The 16,861-nt window shown below is 46.8% G+C and carries 18 protein-coding genes; 2 read left to right on the forward strand and 16 right to left on the reverse strand.

Annotation, left to right across the window (positions count from 1 at the left end; translation table 11 throughout):
• The 13 genes from era to ICN29_RS04170 all read right to left on the reverse strand — a co-directional run bounded on the left by era (nt 1) and on the right by ICN29_RS04170 (nt 12,282).
• Entirely contained in the window at nt 1–936 is a 936-nt protein-coding gene (gene era, locus ICN29_RS04110; protein ID WP_216129976.1) for a GTPase Era, read from the reverse strand.
• Nucleotides 937–938: 2 nt separating this feature from the next.
• A complete protein-coding gene (gene rnc, locus ICN29_RS04115; protein ID WP_216129978.1) occupies nt 939–1,730 on the reverse strand; it encodes a ribonuclease III in 792 nt (263 codons plus the stop codon).
• A 5-nt stretch (nt 1,731–1,735) separates the two neighbouring features.
• The gene (lepB, locus tag ICN29_RS04120; protein ID WP_216129980.1) at nt 1,736–2,542 is read right to left on the reverse strand and encodes a signal peptidase I; all 807 of its coding nucleotides are present in this window, start codon (nt 2,540–2,542) and stop codon (nt 1,736–1,738) included.
• A complete protein-coding gene (gene lepA / locus ICN29_RS04125; protein WP_216129982.1) occupies nt 2,542–4,347 on the reverse strand; it encodes a translation elongation factor 4 in 1,806 nt (601 codons plus the stop codon). Before lepA ends, lepB begins: the two co-directional genes overlap by 1 nt.
• Before the next feature lie 136 nt (nt 4,348–4,483).
• Entirely contained in the window at nt 4,484–5,932 is a 1,449-nt protein-coding gene (locus ICN29_RS04130) for a DegQ family serine endoprotease (RefSeq protein ID WP_216129985.1), read from the reverse strand.
• A 50-nt stretch (nt 5,933–5,982) separates the two neighbouring features.
• Complete coding sequence (fabF, locus tag ICN29_RS04135; protein WP_216129987.1) at nt 5,983–7,230, reverse strand: beta-ketoacyl-ACP synthase II; 1,248 nt, start codon at nt 7,228–7,230, stop codon at nt 5,983–5,985.
• Between the two features lie 21 nt (nt 7,231–7,251).
• The gene (acpP, locus tag ICN29_RS04140; protein WP_028819177.1) at nt 7,252–7,491 is read right to left on the reverse strand and encodes an acyl carrier protein; all 240 of its coding nucleotides are present in this window, start codon (nt 7,489–7,491) and stop codon (nt 7,252–7,254) included.
• Between the two features lie 102 nt (nt 7,492–7,593).
• Entirely contained in the window at nt 7,594–8,337 is a 744-nt protein-coding gene (gene fabG / locus ICN29_RS04145; RefSeq protein WP_216129989.1) for a 3-oxoacyl-ACP reductase FabG, read from the reverse strand.
• A 27-nt stretch (nt 8,338–8,364) separates the two neighbouring features.
• Nucleotides 8,365–9,300: an ACP S-malonyltransferase gene (fabD, locus tag ICN29_RS04150; protein WP_216129991.1), complete on the reverse strand. Its 936-nt coding sequence runs from the start codon at nt 9,298–9,300 to the stop codon at nt 8,365–8,367.
• 41 nt (nt 9,301–9,341) lie between these two features.
• On the reverse strand, nt 9,342–10,328 hold the full coding sequence (locus tag ICN29_RS04155) for a beta-ketoacyl-ACP synthase III (RefSeq protein ID WP_216129993.1): 987 nt from the start codon (nt 10,326–10,328) through the stop codon (nt 9,342–9,344).
• The gene (gene plsX / locus ICN29_RS04160; protein WP_216129995.1) at nt 10,325–11,338 is read right to left on the reverse strand and encodes a phosphate acyltransferase PlsX; all 1,014 of its coding nucleotides are present in this window, start codon (nt 11,336–11,338) and stop codon (nt 10,325–10,327) included. The genes ICN29_RS04155 and plsX overlap by 4 nt, the downstream gene beginning before the upstream one ends.
• Before the next feature lie 83 nt (nt 11,339–11,421).
• Nucleotides 11,422–11,601 carry a 50S ribosomal protein L32 gene (rpmF, locus tag ICN29_RS04165; protein ID WP_011902241.1) on the reverse strand — a complete coding sequence of 60 codons (180 nt, stop codon included), beginning with the start codon at nt 11,599–11,601 and terminating at the stop codon, nt 11,422–11,424.
• Between the two features lie 102 nt (nt 11,602–11,703).
• On the reverse strand, nt 11,704–12,282 hold the full coding sequence (locus tag ICN29_RS04170) for a YceD family protein (RefSeq protein WP_216129997.1): 579 nt from the start codon (nt 12,280–12,282) through the stop codon (nt 11,704–11,706).
• A 54-nt stretch (nt 12,283–12,336) separates the two neighbouring features.
• Between ICN29_RS04170 and ICN29_RS04175 the strand changes: the two genes are divergently transcribed.
• A complete protein-coding gene (locus ICN29_RS04175) occupies nt 12,337–12,933 on the forward strand; it encodes a Maf family nucleotide pyrophosphatase (RefSeq protein ID WP_216129999.1) in 597 nt (198 codons plus the stop codon).
• Nucleotides 12,934–12,954: 21 nt separating this feature from the next.
• Nucleotides 12,955–13,725 carry an SAM-dependent methyltransferase gene (locus ICN29_RS04180; protein ID WP_216130001.1) on the forward strand — a complete coding sequence of 257 codons (771 nt, stop codon included), beginning with the start codon at nt 12,955–12,957 and terminating at the stop codon, nt 13,723–13,725.
• 4 nt (nt 13,726–13,729) lie between these two features.
• Here ICN29_RS04180 and sppA read toward each other — a convergent pair whose 3' ends face one another.
• Genes sppA through ICN29_RS04195 form a run of 3 tightly spaced genes read right to left on the reverse strand, consistent with a single transcriptional unit; the run spans nt 13,730 to nt 16,418 of the window.
• Nucleotides 13,730–14,677: a signal peptide peptidase SppA gene (sppA, locus tag ICN29_RS04185; protein ID WP_216130003.1), complete on the reverse strand. Its 948-nt coding sequence runs from the start codon at nt 14,675–14,677 to the stop codon at nt 13,730–13,732.
• Between the two features lie 28 nt (nt 14,678–14,705).
• On the reverse strand, nt 14,706–15,380 hold the full coding sequence (locus ICN29_RS04190) for an HAD-IA family hydrolase (protein WP_216130004.1): 675 nt from the start codon (nt 15,378–15,380) through the stop codon (nt 14,706–14,708).
• A gap of 33 nt (nt 15,381–15,413) precedes the next feature.
• The gene (locus ICN29_RS04195) at nt 15,414–16,418 is read right to left on the reverse strand and encodes an RluA family pseudouridine synthase (RefSeq protein WP_216130006.1); all 1,005 of its coding nucleotides are present in this window, start codon (nt 16,416–16,418) and stop codon (nt 15,414–15,416) included.
• Between the last annotated feature and the right edge of the window lie 443 nt (nt 16,419–16,861).

Consider the following 16,861-nt stretch of genomic DNA (forward strand, 5'->3'; position numbering starts at 1 on the left):
TTATTCCAAACCTTGCGCCCGCAATTCAGCGCGATCATCAGCCCAACCCCGTTTTACTTTGACCCAAGTCTCTAAAAAGACTTTGCCATCAAAGAGCTTTTCCATATCAATGCGGGCATCAGTAGAGATCTTTTTGAGGCGCTCGCCCTTTGCACCAATAATCATAGCTTTATGACTATCACGATCAACCAAAATAGTTGCAGCGATACGGCGCATCTTGCCATCCATCTTAAATTGATCAATCACTACTGTGCTGGTGTACGGCAACTCTTCACCAGTAAAGCGGAAGACCTTCTCACGCAGAATTTCAGCAGCGAGAAAGCGCTCACTACGATCGGTAATGGTATCGCCATCGTAGACAGCCGGTGCTTCAGGTAAATAACCCTCTAATACATCTAAGAGTCTTTGAACATCGCCAGGGCTTTTCGCACTCATCGGCACAATTTCTGCAAACTCAGACTTTTGCTCTTCGTGGCCACCCAGCTCACTCCATGGCCGCGCCATATCTTTCATAAAGTTGAGTAAAGCCTGATCACGCTCAGAAGGCGTCTGAAAACGGCTATTAAAGAGATCAAGCTTATTGAGAACCAGCACTACCGGCAAATCATCTGGCAGTAGTTTTAAAACTTTCTTATCGTCTTCACCAAAATATCCTGCTTCAACCACAAAGCAAGCTACGTTGACATCCTGTAATGCTGTTGTCACTGTGCGGTTCAAGGCTTTATTAAGCGTATTCATCAGGCGCGTCTGAAAACCTGGTGTGTCGATGAAAATAAATTGCGCCTCTTCACGATTCTGAATGCCCAGAATACGGTGGCGTGTTGTTTGAGCCTTGCGAGAGGTAATGCTGATCTTTTGGCCAACCAAAGCATTGAGCAGGGTTGATTTGCCCATATTGGGACGCCCAACAATAGCGATAGTGCCGCATCTAAACACGATTAGCCTTTCAGCTTAAGATTTAACTGCTCTTCGGCTACTTCTTTTTTGGCTGCTTTTTTCTTAGCCGACCGAGTTTTCTTGGGTTTGCGAGATTCCTGTGGCAAAGCCTTGGGAACTGCTAGTAAAGCCTTCTTCGCGGCAGACTGTTCAGCCGCACGACGTGATGCACCCTCACCTTTTACGGATACCTTCAGGCTAGGAATTAAGCATTCCACTTCAAATTGCTGGTTATGAGCAGCGCCAGTAGTGCCAGTCACGTTATACGTAGGCAAAGGCAACTGATAACTTTGTAAACATTCTTGCAAGAGTGTTTTGTCATCCTTACCTAAAGTCTTAGGATCAACTTGCGCGAGGATAATCGAATATAACTTTCTGAGGCATCCTTTGGCGGCATCAAATCCACCATCTAAAAAGATGGCGCCAGTAACTGCCTCTAATGTGTCAGCCAAAATTGATGGGCGACGAAAGCCGCCACTCTTGAGCTCACCCTCACCCAGACGCAAATAGTCTGATAAGGACAAAGTTTGCGCAATCTCATATAAAGCTTGCTGCTTAACTAAATTGGCACGCACACGCGAGAGATCGCCCTCATCTAAATCGGAGTAACGCTCATAGAGTAAATCTGCAACCACGCAATTGAGAATTGAGTCGCCAAGAAACTCCAAACGCTCGTTATTTTTCTTGCTGTGACTGCGATGAGTCAAAGCTTGATTTAAGAGCTCAGGCTTTTTGAATGTATAGCCAAGGCGCTCTTGCAGTGGTGCAGTTTCGATAACGGCGCGCGCGTTCATGATATTTACTCGAAGCCGCCGATGCGACCCAGGTTGCCGAGATTTAACCAGACAAAGAAGGCTCTACCCACAATATTTTTATCAGGCACAAAACCCCAGTAGCGAGAATCAGCACTGTTATCACGGTTATCACCCATCGCAAAGTAATGCCCTGGTGGCACGGTGCAAGTTAAACCCGCTTGCTGATATTGGCAAAAATCTGATCCTGGAAAGCGCTCAGTCGGAAATACAGTTGCAGGACGATCTGGATCATTCAAAATCTCGTGACGATTGCCGCCTAAATCTACTGGGAATGTCTCTGCATAACGTTTTGCATAACGCATATTCTCGGGATCAAGATAAGACTCACCACCACTGTATTGCAATGGTTGACCATTAAGCGTCAGATGCTTGTCTTGATAAGTAATCACATCACCTGGTAAAGCCACGATGCGTTTAATGTAATCAACTGACTCATCACGTGGGTAACGAAAGACCACCACATCACCCCGCTTTGGGGTACCAAGATCCACGACTTTTTGATTGATCACCGGTAGACGAATTCCGTAGGTAAATTTATTGACCAAAATGAAATCGCCAATTTGCAAGGTTGGGATCATCGAGCCCGATGGAATCTTAAAGGGCTCAACAATGAAGGAGCGTAAAACAAATACTGCACAGATCACTGGGAAAAAACCAGCGGTGTACTCCAACCATAAAGGCATGCGGTCGATACCCGCCAAGCGTCTTTGTGGTGCAAAGTAGAGCTTATCAGCGGCATAAGCAATGCCAGTAATAACGACCAAGATCAAAAGGATCAGCGCAAAGTTCATTAACCCTCCACCTGCAAAATAGCCAAGAAAGCTTCCTGTGGAATTTCCACATTACCCACTTGTTTCATACGCTTCTTACCTTCTTTTTGCTTCTCTAGTAGCTTGCGCTTACGAGAGATATCGCCACCATAACATTTAGCTAAAACGTTTTTACGTAAAGCTTTGACATTTTCACGTGCAACAATATTGCTACCAATCGCAGCCTGAATAGCCACATCAAACATTTGCCGCGGAATAATGCCGCGCATCTTAGAGACTACTTCACGGCCACGGTGTTGACTATTGCTCCTATGGACAATCACTGACAGGGCATCAACCCGATCACCATTAATCAAAATATCGACTTTGACTACATCGGCTGGGCGATATTCTTTGAACTCGTAGTCCATCGAGGCATAGCCCCGTGAAATGGATTTCAGGCGATCGAAAAAGTCCATCACAATCTCTGCCATCGGTAGTTCATAGGTCAACTGCACTTGGCGACCTAGATAATTCATACCCGTCTGAATGCCTCGCTTACCAACACACAAAGTAATGATGGAGCCTACATACTCTTGAGGCATATAGAGATTAACCGTCACGATCGGCTCTAAGATGGTGTCAACCTTACTAGTCTCAGGCATCTTCGATGGGTTATCTACCATAATGATGGTGCCGTCTGATTGCTGCACTTGATACACCACAGTAGGTGCGGTTGTGATCAAGTTCATGTCGTACTGGCGCTCTAAACGTTCTTGCACGATCTCCATGTGAAGCAGACCCAAGAATCCGCAACGGAATCCAAAACCTAAAGCTTGAGATACTTCTGGCTCATACAAAAGAGAAGCGTCATTGAGTTTTAACTTCTCCAGAGATTCACGCAGCTGATCGTACTCACTTGCTTCAACTGGATACAAACCAGCGAATACTTGAGATTTGACTTCTTTAAATCCAGGCAATGGCACGATGGCGGGCGTACGACCTACTTGTCCGACAGCATGTGTGACGGTATCACCTACTTTTGCGGCCTTCAATTCCTTAATACCTGCAATGATGAAGCCCACTTGACCAGCACTGAGCTCAGGGCGATCTACCGACTTAGGACTAAAGACACCGACATGCTCAACCAAGTGCGTTGAACCATTAGCCATCAAAGTAATTTTGTCTTTAGGCTTAAGAGTGCCGTTCACAACACGAACCAACATCACAACACCAACGTAGTTATCAAACCAAGAATCAATGATGAGACACTGCAGTGGCGCACTTGCGTCACCTTGAGGTGGGGGCACACGACGAATCATTTCTTCAATGACTTCATGAACTCCTAGGCCGGTCTTAGCAGAACAAGTAACAGCATCAGTGGCGTCAATCCCAATCACATCTTCAATTTCTTGAATGGCGCGCTCAGGATCAGCTTGTGGCAAATCAATCTTATTGAGAACTGGGACTACTTCAACACCAAGCTCAATCGCGGTGTAGCAGTTCGCCACCGTTTGCGCCTCAACACCCTGACTCGCATCAACCACTAATAGAGCGCCCTCGCAAGCCGATAAGGAGCGACTAACCTCGTATGAGAAGTCCACATGCCCAGGGGTATCAATCAAGTTGAGGTTATAAATCTTGCCGTCTTTGGCTTTGTAACTGAGCGCAGCAGTTTGGGCTTTAATGGTGATGCCGCGTTCACGCTCAATATCCATTGAATCGAGAACCTGGGCTTCCATTTCACGATCAGAAAGACCGCCACAAAGTTGAATAATGCGATCCGCGAGCGTAGATTTGCCGTGATCAATATGGGCGATGATAGAAAAATTGCGGATTAAATCCATAGCGTCTTAATAGGTCATTCAAAAAACGCCTTGTCAGAACGCACCACAATGATGCGCTGCAAAAAGCCGTCTTAAAGAGATTGTAATGGGTGGCGCCTAAAAGGCAGCAAACCCCATTTTTTAGCCTAAAAAGGGCTTATTTTGGCCTTACGGGAATGACCAAGGTGCTATCAGAACGGCGAATAAAGACCGGTACAGCCTTATTGGCATCAAGTCCTTTAACTAGGGCCTCAAACTGCTTCACGCCCGTGATATCGGCATCAGCAATCCGAATAATCACATCGCCAGGGCGAACCCCAGCTTTTGCCAAGGGACCATCTCCTAGGCCAGTAACCTCAACACCACCCTTGATATTCAAATCTTTCTTTTTAGTATCGGATAAGTCAGTGACTACTACCCCAAAGGCGCTGACACCGTTGCTATTTGCAGCAGGAGTGTCTGACTTTTTAGCTGCTGCTTGCGCAGAATCCGTATCTGCAACAGTAACAGTCAAATCACGCGTACCACCCTTACGCCAAACTTGCACAGTAGCCGTTGTTCCTGGTTTGGTTTCACCAACAACACGTGGTAAATCTGTCGACTTATTGAGGTCACGCCCATTAAAGTTGAGAATCACATCGCCAGACTCAATTCCACCAGCTGCTGCAGGACCATTAGGCTCAACATTGCGTACATAAGCACCACGAGGTTTACCTAAACCTAAACTCTCAGCAATCTCTTTTGTCATTTCACCTAAGGCAACACCAATCCGACCGCGTGTCATTTTTCCATTCGTACGCAATTGATCTGCCACACGCATCGCTTCATCAATGGGGATCGCAAATGAAATTCCCATATAGCCGCCAGAGCGACTAAAAATTTGAGAGTTAATGCCGATGACTTGGCCAGCAGTATTTAACAATGGCCCACCAGAGTTACCAGGATTGACTGCAACGTCAGTCTGAATAAAAGGCAAGTAATCACCAGTGTCACGGCTCTTTGCCGACACAATGCCTGCTGTGACGGTGTTCTCAAGGCCAAACGGTGAACCGATCGCCAGAACCCACTCACCTACTCTGACCTTCGAAGAGTCACCCATGGGCAATCTTGGTAAGTCACGCGCGTCAATTTTTACCACTGCTACGTCAGTGCGTTTATCTAAGCCTAATAACTTGGCCTTGAACTCGCGCTTATCCGTTAAGGTGACATAAATAGTGGTTGCACCCTCAACAACGTGTGCATTAGTCAAAATCAAACCATTGGATTCAATAATGAAACCAGAGCCTACACCACGATCTGCCTCTTGCGGTTTACCGGCATTCGGTTGAGCTTGTTTTGGTCCATTTGGAATACCAGGAATGGGTACACCAAAGAAGCGGCGAAAGAATTCTGCTTGGTCCTCAGGCATGCCTGGGATGCCGCCTTGAGACTGTTGAACCATGACCTTTTCGGTGGTGCGAATATTCACTACAGCTGGACTGGCGCGCTCAACTAAATCCGCAAAATCCGGAATCATGACCCGAGGATTTTGTGCGGAAGCATTGGGTATCAATGCAGTTTGCCCAAGACTCAAAATAGCCAAGAGCGCAATAAGGTACTTTTTCATAATGCTATGGGCCTACTTGGTAAAAACCAAAAATGGAGATAAAGAGAATATTAGGTCAGCTTACCAAAAATCAAGGTGCCGTTAGTACCACCAAAGCCAAAGTTGTTTTTGACCGCATGCTCGATCTTCACGTCCCTAGCGGTATTGGCGCAGTAGTCCAAGTCACACTCAGGATCCTGATTAAAGATATTGATGGTCGGTGGGGATTTCTGGTGATGGAGCGCCAGAATGGTGAAAACAGACTCCAAACCGCCAGCACCGCCCAAAAGGTGGCCAGTCATCGACTTGGTTGAATTAATTAAAACCTTTTTGGCTTGATCACCCAGGGCAGCTTTAATGGCTTCGGTTTCATTCTTGTCACCTAGCGGTGTAGAAGTGCCATGTGCATTCAAATACTGAATTTGATCGGGATTCAAATGGGCATCGCGCATGGCATTGACCATACAGCGGCGTGGGCCGTCCATATTGGGTGCAGTCATGTGATACGCATCGCCACTCATGCCAAAACCAAGTAGTTCGCAATAGATTTTTGCGCCACGTGCTTTTGCATGCTCATACTCTTCGATTACCACCACTCCAGCACCTTCGCCAAGAACAAAACCATCACGGTCTTTATCCCAAGGACGTGAAGCAGTTGCAGGATCATCATTGCGGGTAGAGAGCGCTCTTGCTGAAGCAAAGCCACCAACACCTAAAGCAGAAATAGTAGATTCAGAACCACCAGCAACCATTACATCGGCATCGCCGTACTGAATTAAGCGGGCAGCCAGACCAATACTATGTAAACCAGTAGTACAGGCAGTCACTGCTGCAACATTTGGACCTTTGAGACCGAATAAAATGCTGAGGTGGCCAGAAATCATATTGATGATTGAGCCAGGCACAAAAAATGGTGAGATACGACGAGGGCCGCGAGCTAATAGCTCAGCCCCAGTTTCCTCAATCATTGGTAGGCCGCCAATGCCAGAGCCCACCATTACGCCTACGCGCTCGGCATTTTGCTCATTGATCTCTAGACCGCTGTCACGAATAGCTTGCGCACCCGCAGCAATGCCGAAATGGATAAAGGTATCCATATGGCGTGCTTCTTTGGCAGAAACATATTCTTCAACATTGAAATCTTTCACCTCTCCCGCAAAATGAACACTTAATGGAGTGTGGTCGAACTTAGTGATCGTAGCAATGCCAGATTTGCCCGCAAGCAAATTAGACCAAGCTACATCAACTGAATTACCAACAGGTGAGATGAGGCCAAGGCCAGTAACTACTACCCGGCGTCGGCCATTTGATGCTGACACAGTAATACCTAGGCTAGGGAATTAACCCTGAGCTTTTGATTTAGCGAAGTCGATCGCGAGCTGAACTGTGGTGATTTTTTCGGCTTCCTCGTCAGGAATTTCAATACCAAATTCATCTTCCAAAGCCATTACCAGCTCAACAGTGTCAAGAGAGTCAGCGCCCAGGTCATTCACAAAAGAAGATTCATTTTTGATATCTCCTTCAGCGACGCCCAATTGCTCAGCGACGATTTTCTTAACGCGTTGTTCGATGTTATCCATTAAGTCCCCCAGGGGTTGTAAAAAAACGATTGAAGAATTTTATCAGCTTGGCCGAGTAATTTAGCAAATTCGCCTAAAAATGGTCAATTCCTTGCTTTAGCCTTAGGCTAAATAGAGTCCGCCATTGACGTGTAGGGTATTACCCGTAATGTATCCAGCCGCTGGGGAGGCCAAAAATGCCACTGCCTGGGCCACATCCTCAGGACTTCCTAAGCGCGCTAAAGGAATGTTCACTTTTAGGGCATTTTGCTGTTCTTCACTCAGAGCGCGGGTCATGTCGGTATCAATAAATCCAGGTGCTACACAATTGACGGTGATATTACGGCTACCGATTTCACGAGCTAGCGCACGGGTCATGCCAGAAACCCCTGCTTTTGCAGCGGCATAATTCGCCTGCCCTGCATTACCCATATGACCCACAATTGAAGTGATGTTAATAATGCGGCCACCACGTGCCTTCATCATGGGGCGCAAAACGGCTTGAGATAAACGAAACACTGAACTCAAGTTGGTATCAATCACATCGGCCCACTCATTTGATTTCATGCGCATTGCTAAGTTATCGCGTGTGATGCCAGCGTTATTCACCAGAATATTGATACCGCCATGGTCTTTCACAATCTGCTCAATCATTTCTTCGCAAGCATTTGGTGCCGTGACATTCAAAACAAAACCACAACCACCCGAAGGCATTAAGCGTGCATCAATTGCTTTAGCACCATCGGCAGAAGTTGCAGTACCAATCACCTTGGCGCCGCACTTGGCTAATTCATCAGCAATCGCTTGACCAATGCCACGTGATGCGCCAGTTACCAGAGCAATTTGTCCACTGAGGTCAAGATTCATATTTGTCTTTCGCTATATCAATAATGCTTATTTTAAGGTAGCCAGTACTTCATTTAAGCTAGCTTCATCAAATACTGGCACGCCAGTCACTTGATCGTTGATTCGCTTAGTTAATCCTGCTAACACTTTGCCAGGACCGCACTCGACCACCTGAGTAATCCCTTGAGCGGCCATCGCCTGAATTGTTTCTTGCCAACGTACCGGCTTAGCAGCTTGGCGCACTAAGGCGTCCTTGATGGCGCTTGGATCATTCAAGATTTGAACATCGACGTTATTGATCACAGAAATTGCTGGCGCTTTGAATTCAATATTGGCTAGGTAGCCCTTGAGCTTTTCAGAAGCAGGTTGCAATAAAGACGAATGAAATGGTGCAGATACCGGTAGCGGTAAGGCGCGTTTAGCGCCGGCAGCTTTTAGTAACTCACAAGCTTTGGTGACAGCGTCACTTGCACCTGCAATCACTACTTGACCAGGCGCATTAAAGTTCACTGCCTCAACGACGCCTCCAGAGGCAGCACTTGCTTCTGCGCAAACCTGAATGACTGTTGCATCATCTAAACCTAAAATCGCAGCCATGCCACCCGTGCCGACTGGTACAGCACTTTGCATTGCCTGTGCACGAAAACGTACTAAAGGAACCGCATCTTTAAAGGAGACAACACCAGCCGCAACTAAAGCCGAGTACTCACCGAGGCTATGGCCAGCCAGCACCTTTGGTGCAGGACCACCAGCAGCCAACCAGGCGCGATAAAAAGCCACGCCAGCAGTCAACATCACTGGTTGAGTATTGGTAGTTAAGGATAGTGCTTCGGCAGGGCCTTCGGCAATTAACTTAGCAACATCTTCACCCAAAGCTTCTGAAGCTTCTTGCAATGTTTCGCGCACTTCAGGGCGCTCAGAAATAGAATTGAGCATGCCTACAGATTGGGAGCCTTGTCCGGGGAATACGAATGCAAATGTCATGAGATTAATTTACTAAAATTAGAAATAGAATGAATACTGTATTAATACTTTAAGGCTACCGCACCCCAAGCAAAGCCACCGCCCACACCCTCTAATAAAAGATGTTGTCCACGTTGAATTTGACCAGAGCGCACACCAGCATCTAGCGCCAAGGGAATGGATGCTGCGGAGGTATTGCCATGTTCATGTACTGTCACAATCACTTTATCCATGGACATCCCCATCTTCTTAGCGGTGCCTTCCATAATACGAATATTGGCTTGATGCGGCACCAACCAATCAATTTGTTCTGGCTTGAGATTGGCTTTTTCTAGAACCTCATGAGCCACTTGCTCTAATACTTTGACTGCCAATTTAAATACCGCTTGGCCATCCATCGTCATAAATGGGGAGCCATGAACTTCGCCATTACCAGCACGACCAGGTACACATAATATGTTGCGCTGACTACCATCAGCATGCAAAGCAGTAGCTAGAATGCCGGGTTCATTCGAGGCTTCAAGCACGACAGCACCAGCCCCATCACCAAACAACACACAAGTACCACGATCTTGGAAATCTAAAATGCGTGAGAAAGTCTCGGCACCAATGACCAAGACTCTTTTATAGGAGCCACAACGAATAAACGCATCTGCAGTAGCAAGGGCATAGGTAAACCCTGCACACACTGCTTGCACATCAAATGCGGCACAGGCAGTATGAGCACCTAATTTGTCTTGGACTACACAAGCAGTGCTTGGAAAGCCGCCCAAATGATCTGGTGTAGAAGTTGACAAGATGATCAGATCTAAAGCTTCTGAAGTAATGCCTGCACTCATTAATGCGGCTTGTGCTGCTTTGACAGCAAGATCACTCGTCAGCTCATGTTCAGCAGCAAAGTGACGTGCAGAAATACCGCTACGAGTAGTAATCCACTCATCGCTTGTCTCTAAGCCGGATTTAGCCAAACGCTCCACCAAGTCTTGGTTAGTTAAGCGCTGCTCTGGAAGATAACTTCCGGTTCCGGCTACTCTTGCAAAGGCACTCATTCTTTCGTCTCCGCCGCAAAGGCTGCAGCAATGCGCTCAACCATGCGATTTTTGGAAGCTTCATAGGCACGATCTAAGGCAAAACCAAATCCAAAGCGGTCAGCTGAGCCGTGGCTCTTAATGACGCAACCGCGTAAACCTAACAATACAGCACCGTTGTAACGACGATGATCTACGCGCTTACGCACACGCAACAATGGCACCATAGCGCAGATAGCCATCAATTTAGTCAGCCATGAGCGATTAAATTCTGACCGAATCAAGCCACTCATCATTTTTGCCAAACCTTCACTGGCTTTTAGAACCACATTACCCACAAATCCATCGCACACCACAATATCGGTAGTGCCTTTAAAAATATCATTGCCTTCTACGTTGCCATAAAAGTTTAAATTAGTTTGGCGCAGCAACTCACCGGTTTGCTTGACCACTTCATTACCCTTAATCACTTCTTCGCCAATATTGAGAAGACCAATTGAGGGATTTTGCTTACCATCCACCACCTGCACCATCACGCTAGCCATTTGGGCAAACTGCACTAGATGCATTGGCTCACAATCCGCATTGGCACCTAGATCAAGCATCGTTGTGCCAAGCCCCAACTCATTCGGAATAGCAGTTGCAATTGCGGGACGGTCAACGCCATCAAGGGTTTTAAGAATGTAGCGGGAAATAGCCATGAGCGCGCCCGTATTGCCAGAAGAGATCACTGCATCCGCTGCGCCCTCTTTGACTTGTTCAATCGCCACGCGCATGGACGAATCTTTTTTGCGACGCAAAGCAACTTCGATAGGGTCATCCATCAACACCACTTCGCTTGCAGAAATAATTTGAATGCGATCCATGTGAGAAGTAGAGGATTTAGTCAAGGCTTCTTTGATTAAATCAGGATCGCCCACGAGGGTAATCTTCACATCAGCATGTTTTTCTAGAAAATCGCAGGCGGCAGGAACCGTCACGATGACTCCATGATCTCCGCCCATGGCATCAATAGCTAGAGTAACGCTCATAAACTCATTGATTGCTGCAAGTGATTTATCTAAGAAAAAAGCGGCTTTTTTGGGAGCCGCTTCGATCTATTTAGACTAAAAAATTAGTCGTTTTTAGTTTTAACAACTTTACGACCACGATAGTAGCCGTTTGGTGAAATGTGGTGACGCAAATGAGCTTCACCAGTTGTGGCTTCAACAGCCGTAGCAGGTGCGGTCAAAAAGTCGTGCGCACGGTGCATGCCACGTTTGGAAGGTGATTTTTTATTTTGTTGGACGGCCATATTGAACTCCTAAGCAAGGCGACATTCTAGCATGAAAAAGCGCCTAAATGCTTGATTTATCGATTAAGAATACTTAAAACAACAGAGAAAATGATGCCCTATTTATGAGTTTTTCTTCATATTTTTCAATATTTTAAAGGGATTTTCACGCTCATCGGCCCCCTCATCTTCATCTTCAAGCCCAAACACCGTAGCATGAGGCTCACAAAAGCCCTCTGGATGCTTTGGAATCAAGGGCAAAGATAGTAAAACCTCATCCTCGATAGTCTCTAAGAGGTTAAAGTGCTGGCTGGCGAGCAAAGGCTCCTGCTCTTCATCGTCCAGAGGGTAGTTATCTGCCTCAGCCTCGCTAGCTACCAAGATAAAACGCCGTTTTTCGTCTAAATCGATGGCGCAATCTTGCAGACAACGCTGGCAAACCAAATGCAGGCGTCCATTTAAAGCTAGGTCCAAAATTTGGAGGGGCTCGCTACCAGGCGAATCTTCAAAATGGGTCTCTATTTGCCAGGTAAAGCCATCTCCTGAATTAATGCTCGCAACCTCCTTGGCAAGCCTTGGCATATCGGTAATCGGCAAAAATCCAGCCCCCCGATAGGTCTGTGGAACACAAAAATCAACCTTTTTTAAAGCAATTGCTTCGGCCGATAGCTGGACTTGAGGTAAAACTTGATTACGATTCATGGCATCAGTCTAAATCAAGGCATCCTCGAAAAGTCAGCAGCAATGAGTAACTCAATGAATTCATCCAAAAATCCACCCCTCATCTTGGCGTCTACCTCGGTATATCGCCGTGAGCTTTTAGAACGCTTACGAATTCCTTTTGAAGTAGTCTCTCCCAAAGTAGATGAAACACCACTGAATGGTGAGAGCACTCTCGAATTAGCATTACGTCTTGCAAAAGCAAAAGCTATAGCGGTGTCTAAAGATCATCCTAATGCATGGGTCATCGGCTCTGATCAAGTGGCGGATTTATGTGGCGCTGCAATTGGCAAACCAGGTAATTTCGAAAGAGCTCTGGCGCAACTACAACTCATGCGCGGCCAAAAAGTGACTTTTCATACGGCACTTTGCTTGATGAAGGGTGACACACAAACTACATTAAACGTTCCCACTGAAGTGACTTTTAGAAAACTCTCTGACGAGTCACTAGAAAGTTATTTATTAGCAGAGGAACCTTATGACTGTGCTGGTAGTGCTAAATCAGAAGGTCTTGGCATCAGCCTACTCGAGTCGATCAAGAGTGATGATCCTACTGCCCTTATTGGCTTACCGCTCATTGCTTTAACGGGTTTATTACGTGATGCTGGTTTTTTCATTCCAGCGAAGAATTAAAAGACCAATAGAAAATTAATCATGGCGAAACTTGGCACACTCTATTTAGTTCCTAACACCTTGGGCAATGATGCGCGCATCGAACAGTTGCCATGGGTGTTACCGACTGAAACGATCGCGCAAGCTGCAAAACTAAAGCACTGGATTGTGGAAGATGCTAAGACAGCGCGTGCTCTATTAAAAGCGGTTGACAGTATTTCTCCACTAGCTTGCACCATTCAAGAGATGCAAATGAGTGAATGGCGTGGTGCAGCTCGCAATGCAAAGTATGGTGATGCTGTGAAGCCTGCCGATTTACTCAAACCACTGTTGGCTGGCAATGATATGGGACTGATGTCTGAAGCAGGTGTTCCTGGAGTTGCTGATCCTGGCGCAGAACTAGTCCTTGCGGCACATCAACTTGGAGCACAAGTGAAGCCTTTGGTTGGTCCAAGCTCGATCTTGTTGGGCTTGATGGCCAGCGGTCTGAATGGCCAGCGCTTCGCTTTTCAGGGTTATTTACCGCAAGACACGCATGAGCGCAGCGCCAAACTCAAGCAGCTTGAATTGGAATCTCGAAAACTCCAACAAACCCAGATTTGGATTGAGACGCCTTATCGCAATACGGCGATGCTGATAGCTTGTTTGAATTCTTTAGCACCACAAACCTTGCTTTGCTTAGGAGTAGATCTCAGCCTCACATCCGAAATGATCACAACACTCTCGGTTGCAGATTGGCAGAAACGCTATCCAAATGAAACTGCATGTGCCCCATTACAAAATAGGCCAACCGTATTTCTACTGTTGGCCTAATTGTTTACTTGAGATCTGGAGTCCTGACTAAAGCCTTACCAGCAGCTGCACCAGCCTCAGCACCAAAGCGCTTAGCTACACGCTCCGCAAAATTTTCTTTCATGGTGTAGTCCAGAATATCTGGGGCTTTAAAGATATCGCGCGCCACGGTATCTACCGTGCCGTAGCCATCTACTAGACCAATCTTGACTGCCTGTTCACCATTCCAAATGCGGCCAGAAAATAATCCGGGCACATCTTTTAAGCGCGCTCCACGACCCTCTTTGACGACTGCAATAAATTGCTGATGAATTTCATCGATCATAGTCTTGACCATTTCAACTTGCTTAGGATCTTCTTTACTAAAGGGATCCAGCATGCCTTTATTAGAGCCCGCGGTAATCATGCGACGTGTCACTCCAACTTTGTCCATTAAACCTGTAAAACCAAAGCCTTCCATGATCACCCCGATTGAACCAACGAGGCTGGCTTTATCTACCAAGATCTGATCACCAGCGACTGCTACGTAGTACCCACCAGAGGCGCAAATATCTTCAACCACAACATAAAACGGTTTGTTTGGATAAAGCTTACGCAAACGATGAATTTCATCATTGATCATTCCTGCTTGTACTGGAGAACCGCCCGGACTATTAATGCGCAAGACAACGCCAGCGCTGTTCTCATTCTCAAAAGCAGAAACCAGTGAAGAGTTGATATCTAAGGCATTAGCCATGGAGCTCGATGAAATCTCACCTTCTAGCGTCACCATTGCAGTGTGCTTCTCTGCGCCCATGCCGCGCCCAGGAAGATGAAAATCAAATACTGAAAGAATCACTCCAACAATTACCACTAAAGTGAGTACACGCAGCACAGCTCTCCAGCGACGTGCCTTACGAGTCTCTTTCAAATTCTCTAGCAGTAAATGCTCTAGAGCTTGACGTTCCCAATTTGGATTTGGATTATTTTCCATCTTTGATTCCTTAGTATTACCGGTCCAGTTACAGATTCTGATCAAGCCATTGTGACAGTTCTGCCACATTATCGACATGCGCTAATGATTTTGAGGTCTTTAGAGTATCTGGCGGATGAGCGCCGTAGGTCACTGCAAGCGCATCCACGCCAGCATTAGCCGCCATGTCTAAATCGTGGGTGGTATCCCCAATCATCAGTATTCGGCGAGTGGACACTTGGGTTACATCCGATAACTCTAGCAACATCCCGGGATGGGGTTTTGAGAAAGACTCATCGGCTGTCCGCGTTTCATGAAAGAGATGACCAATTTGATGATGCTTTAAAGAACGATCTAAGCCCACTCTGGATTTACCAGTTGCCACGCCCAATAGATATTGATCAGCCCGAAGCTTTTCTAAGAGCTCACGAATGCCAACAAATAAATCGAGCTCATGGTCCTTAGCTAAATAGTGATAGCGGAAACGATCAGTCAATTTTGGAAAGTGCTCCGGTTCAATCCAAGGAACTGCTCTGCGTAATGAGTCGGCAATGCCTAAACCAATCACCGAACTCGCCAATGCATCATCCGGTGCTTTGAAACCTAAATCACGACAGGCCTGCTGAATGCAATGCACGATGGTTGGCGTGGAATCCATAATGGTTCCATCCCAATCCCAGACAATCAGGTCATATCGGCGATCTTGCTTGTTCTCGTCAATCATCTTGGCTTTACTTACTATCTTTACTTTTACTTACTACTCAAAGTTTTTCATCATGGCTGCAAATTCAGCCGGTAAGGGAGATTCAATCCGCATCTTCTCACCAGTTCGTGGGTGTGTGAAGCCCGCAAGGTGGGCATGGAGATAGAGACGTTTGGATTTAATTAGTTTATCTTGATCCTCAAAACCATATTTATCATCACCCAAGATGGCATGACCCAGTTTCTGAAGATGTACCCGGATCTGGTGGGTGCGCCCAGTTTTTAATTGAGCTTCAGCCAGAGTAATCGCGACTTCATCACGCTTCATCGTTTTCGTAACGCGCAGGGCAGTGTGACTTGGTAAGCCTTCCGGATCCACGCGCACTCTGCGCTCACCGTTGGCTAAAAGATATTTATGCAATGCGTACTTCAGTTGCATCACTTGGGCGCCTTGCGCAATTTCTCCATGGGCAAGCAAGTAATAACGCTTATCAGTTTGACCTTCCCGAATTTGACGATGGAGCTCGACTAAAGCACTGCGCTTTTTTGCCAGCAGCAATACGCCAGAAGTATCTCGGTCTAGACGGTGAACCAATTCTAAGAATTTCAATTCTGGGCGGGTAATGCGTAAAGTCTCAATCACTCCCAAGGCAATTCCGGAGCCGCCATGGACTGCTAAGCCGGGGGGCTTATCCACAATTAAGAGAGCGTCATCCTCAAAAAGGATTAGCATTTTGTCGGAATAGCTGTGGGCCCGAGATTTTGTTTGGGCACTATTGACTGCTGCCATTTGGGCAGGTTCAGCAATTCTGACCGGTGGAAGCCGCACGATATCGCCTTCGATAAGGCGAGTAGTTGGTTCGGCCCGCTTCTTATTCACCCGTACCTCGCCAGAACGAATAATTCGGTAAACGTGACTTTTGGGAACCCCTTTAGCCCAGCGCAGCAAGTAGTTGTCCAAGCGCTGACCAGCCTCCTCAGGACCAATGGTCTGAAGGTGAACTTTGGCCGGAGTATGGCCTGAGACTGCTTTTGGCTTTGATATGGGGTCAGATTTCATGATTTATCTCTCTTGCCAGCTCCATAGAGGACGACAAGGGACTCAACAATACCCCATTGTCATTCAACTTGTGCCGTATAATCAATGCTCTAGCCAATTTATTGGCCCGATACGAACCTAATTCAGGTTTGCATCGTGGAGCTTGGAGTCGCCCTTTAAAAGACTCCCGGGGTCGCCCCTCCCCCGTTGTAATGAGGCGCAGGGTTGGTGTGCCGTATGCCGCGACCCGCGATTAGAAGACAGTTTTCAGGCGCGCGCCTGCATTGATGACCTAAAGGAGGTCTCTGCGGCGATCGTCAAGTGTGGCACCGATTTAACCAACAGTTAACTGGGTGAACTGAGTAAAAGATGCTCAGATTTGCATGATCCACACTATTCAACCGCCATAGGCCATGCCTTGGGTGGTATCTAACTGATCTCCTACGCAGCGCGCAACGACATCC

This window comes from Polynucleobacter nymphae (assembly GCF_018882155.1).
Classification (GTDB): Bacteria; Pseudomonadota; Gammaproteobacteria; order Burkholderiales; family Burkholderiaceae; genus Polynucleobacter; species Polynucleobacter nymphae.

What these genes read in the sequence shown, in the direction of transcription:
- rnc (WP_216129978.1), bottom strand. Translation starts at nt 1,730, where the DNA reads ATGAACGCGCGCGCCGTTATCGAAACTGCACCACTGCAAGAGCGCCTT.
- lepB (WP_216129980.1), bottom strand. Translation starts at nt 2,542, where the DNA reads ATGAACTTTGCGCTGATCCTTTTGATCTTGGTCGTTATTACTGGCATT.
- lepA (WP_216129982.1), bottom strand. Translation starts at nt 4,347, where the DNA reads ATGGATTTAATCCGCAATTTTTCTATCATCGCCCATATTGATCACGGC.
- ICN29_RS04130 (WP_216129985.1), bottom strand. Translation starts at nt 5,932, where the DNA reads ATGAAAAAGTACCTTATTGCGCTCTTGGCTATTTTGAGTCTTGGGCAA.
- acpP (WP_028819177.1), bottom strand. Translation starts at nt 7,491, where the DNA reads ATGGATAACATCGAACAACGCGTTAAGAAAATCGTCGCTGAGCAATTG.
- fabG (WP_216129989.1), bottom strand. Translation starts at nt 8,337, where the DNA reads ATGAATCTTGACCTCAGTGGACAAATTGCTCTGGTAACTGGCGCATCA.
- fabD (WP_216129991.1), bottom strand. Translation starts at nt 9,300, where the DNA reads ATGACATTTGCATTCGTATTCCCCGGACAAGGCTCCCAATCTGTAGGC.
- ICN29_RS04155 (WP_216129993.1), bottom strand. Translation starts at nt 10,328, where the DNA reads ATGAGTGCCTTTGCAAGAGTAGCCGGAACCGGAAGTTATCTTCCAGAG.
- plsX (WP_216129995.1), bottom strand. Translation starts at nt 11,338, where the DNA reads ATGAGCGTTACTCTAGCTATTGATGCCATGGGCGGAGATCATGGAGTC.
- rpmF (WP_011902241.1), bottom strand. Translation starts at nt 11,601, where the DNA reads ATGGCCGTCCAACAAAATAAAAAATCACCTTCCAAACGTGGCATGCAC.
- ICN29_RS04170 (WP_216129997.1), bottom strand. Translation starts at nt 12,282, where the DNA reads ATGAATCGTAATCAAGTTTTACCTCAAGTCCAGCTATCGGCCGAAGCA.
- ICN29_RS04175 (WP_216129999.1), top strand. Translation starts at nt 12,337, where the DNA reads ATGAATTCATCCAAAAATCCACCCCTCATCTTGGCGTCTACCTCGGTA.
- ICN29_RS04180 (WP_216130001.1), top strand. Translation starts at nt 12,955, where the DNA reads ATGGCGAAACTTGGCACACTCTATTTAGTTCCTAACACCTTGGGCAAT.
- sppA (WP_216130003.1), bottom strand. Translation starts at nt 14,677, where the DNA reads ATGGAAAATAATCCAAATCCAAATTGGGAACGTCAAGCTCTAGAGCAT.
- ICN29_RS04190 (WP_216130004.1), bottom strand. Translation starts at nt 15,380, where the DNA reads ATGATTGACGAGAACAAGCAAGATCGCCGATATGACCTGATTGTCTGG.
- ICN29_RS04195 (WP_216130006.1), bottom strand. Translation starts at nt 16,418, where the DNA reads ATGAAATCTGACCCCATATCAAAGCCAAAAGCAGTCTCAGGCCATACT.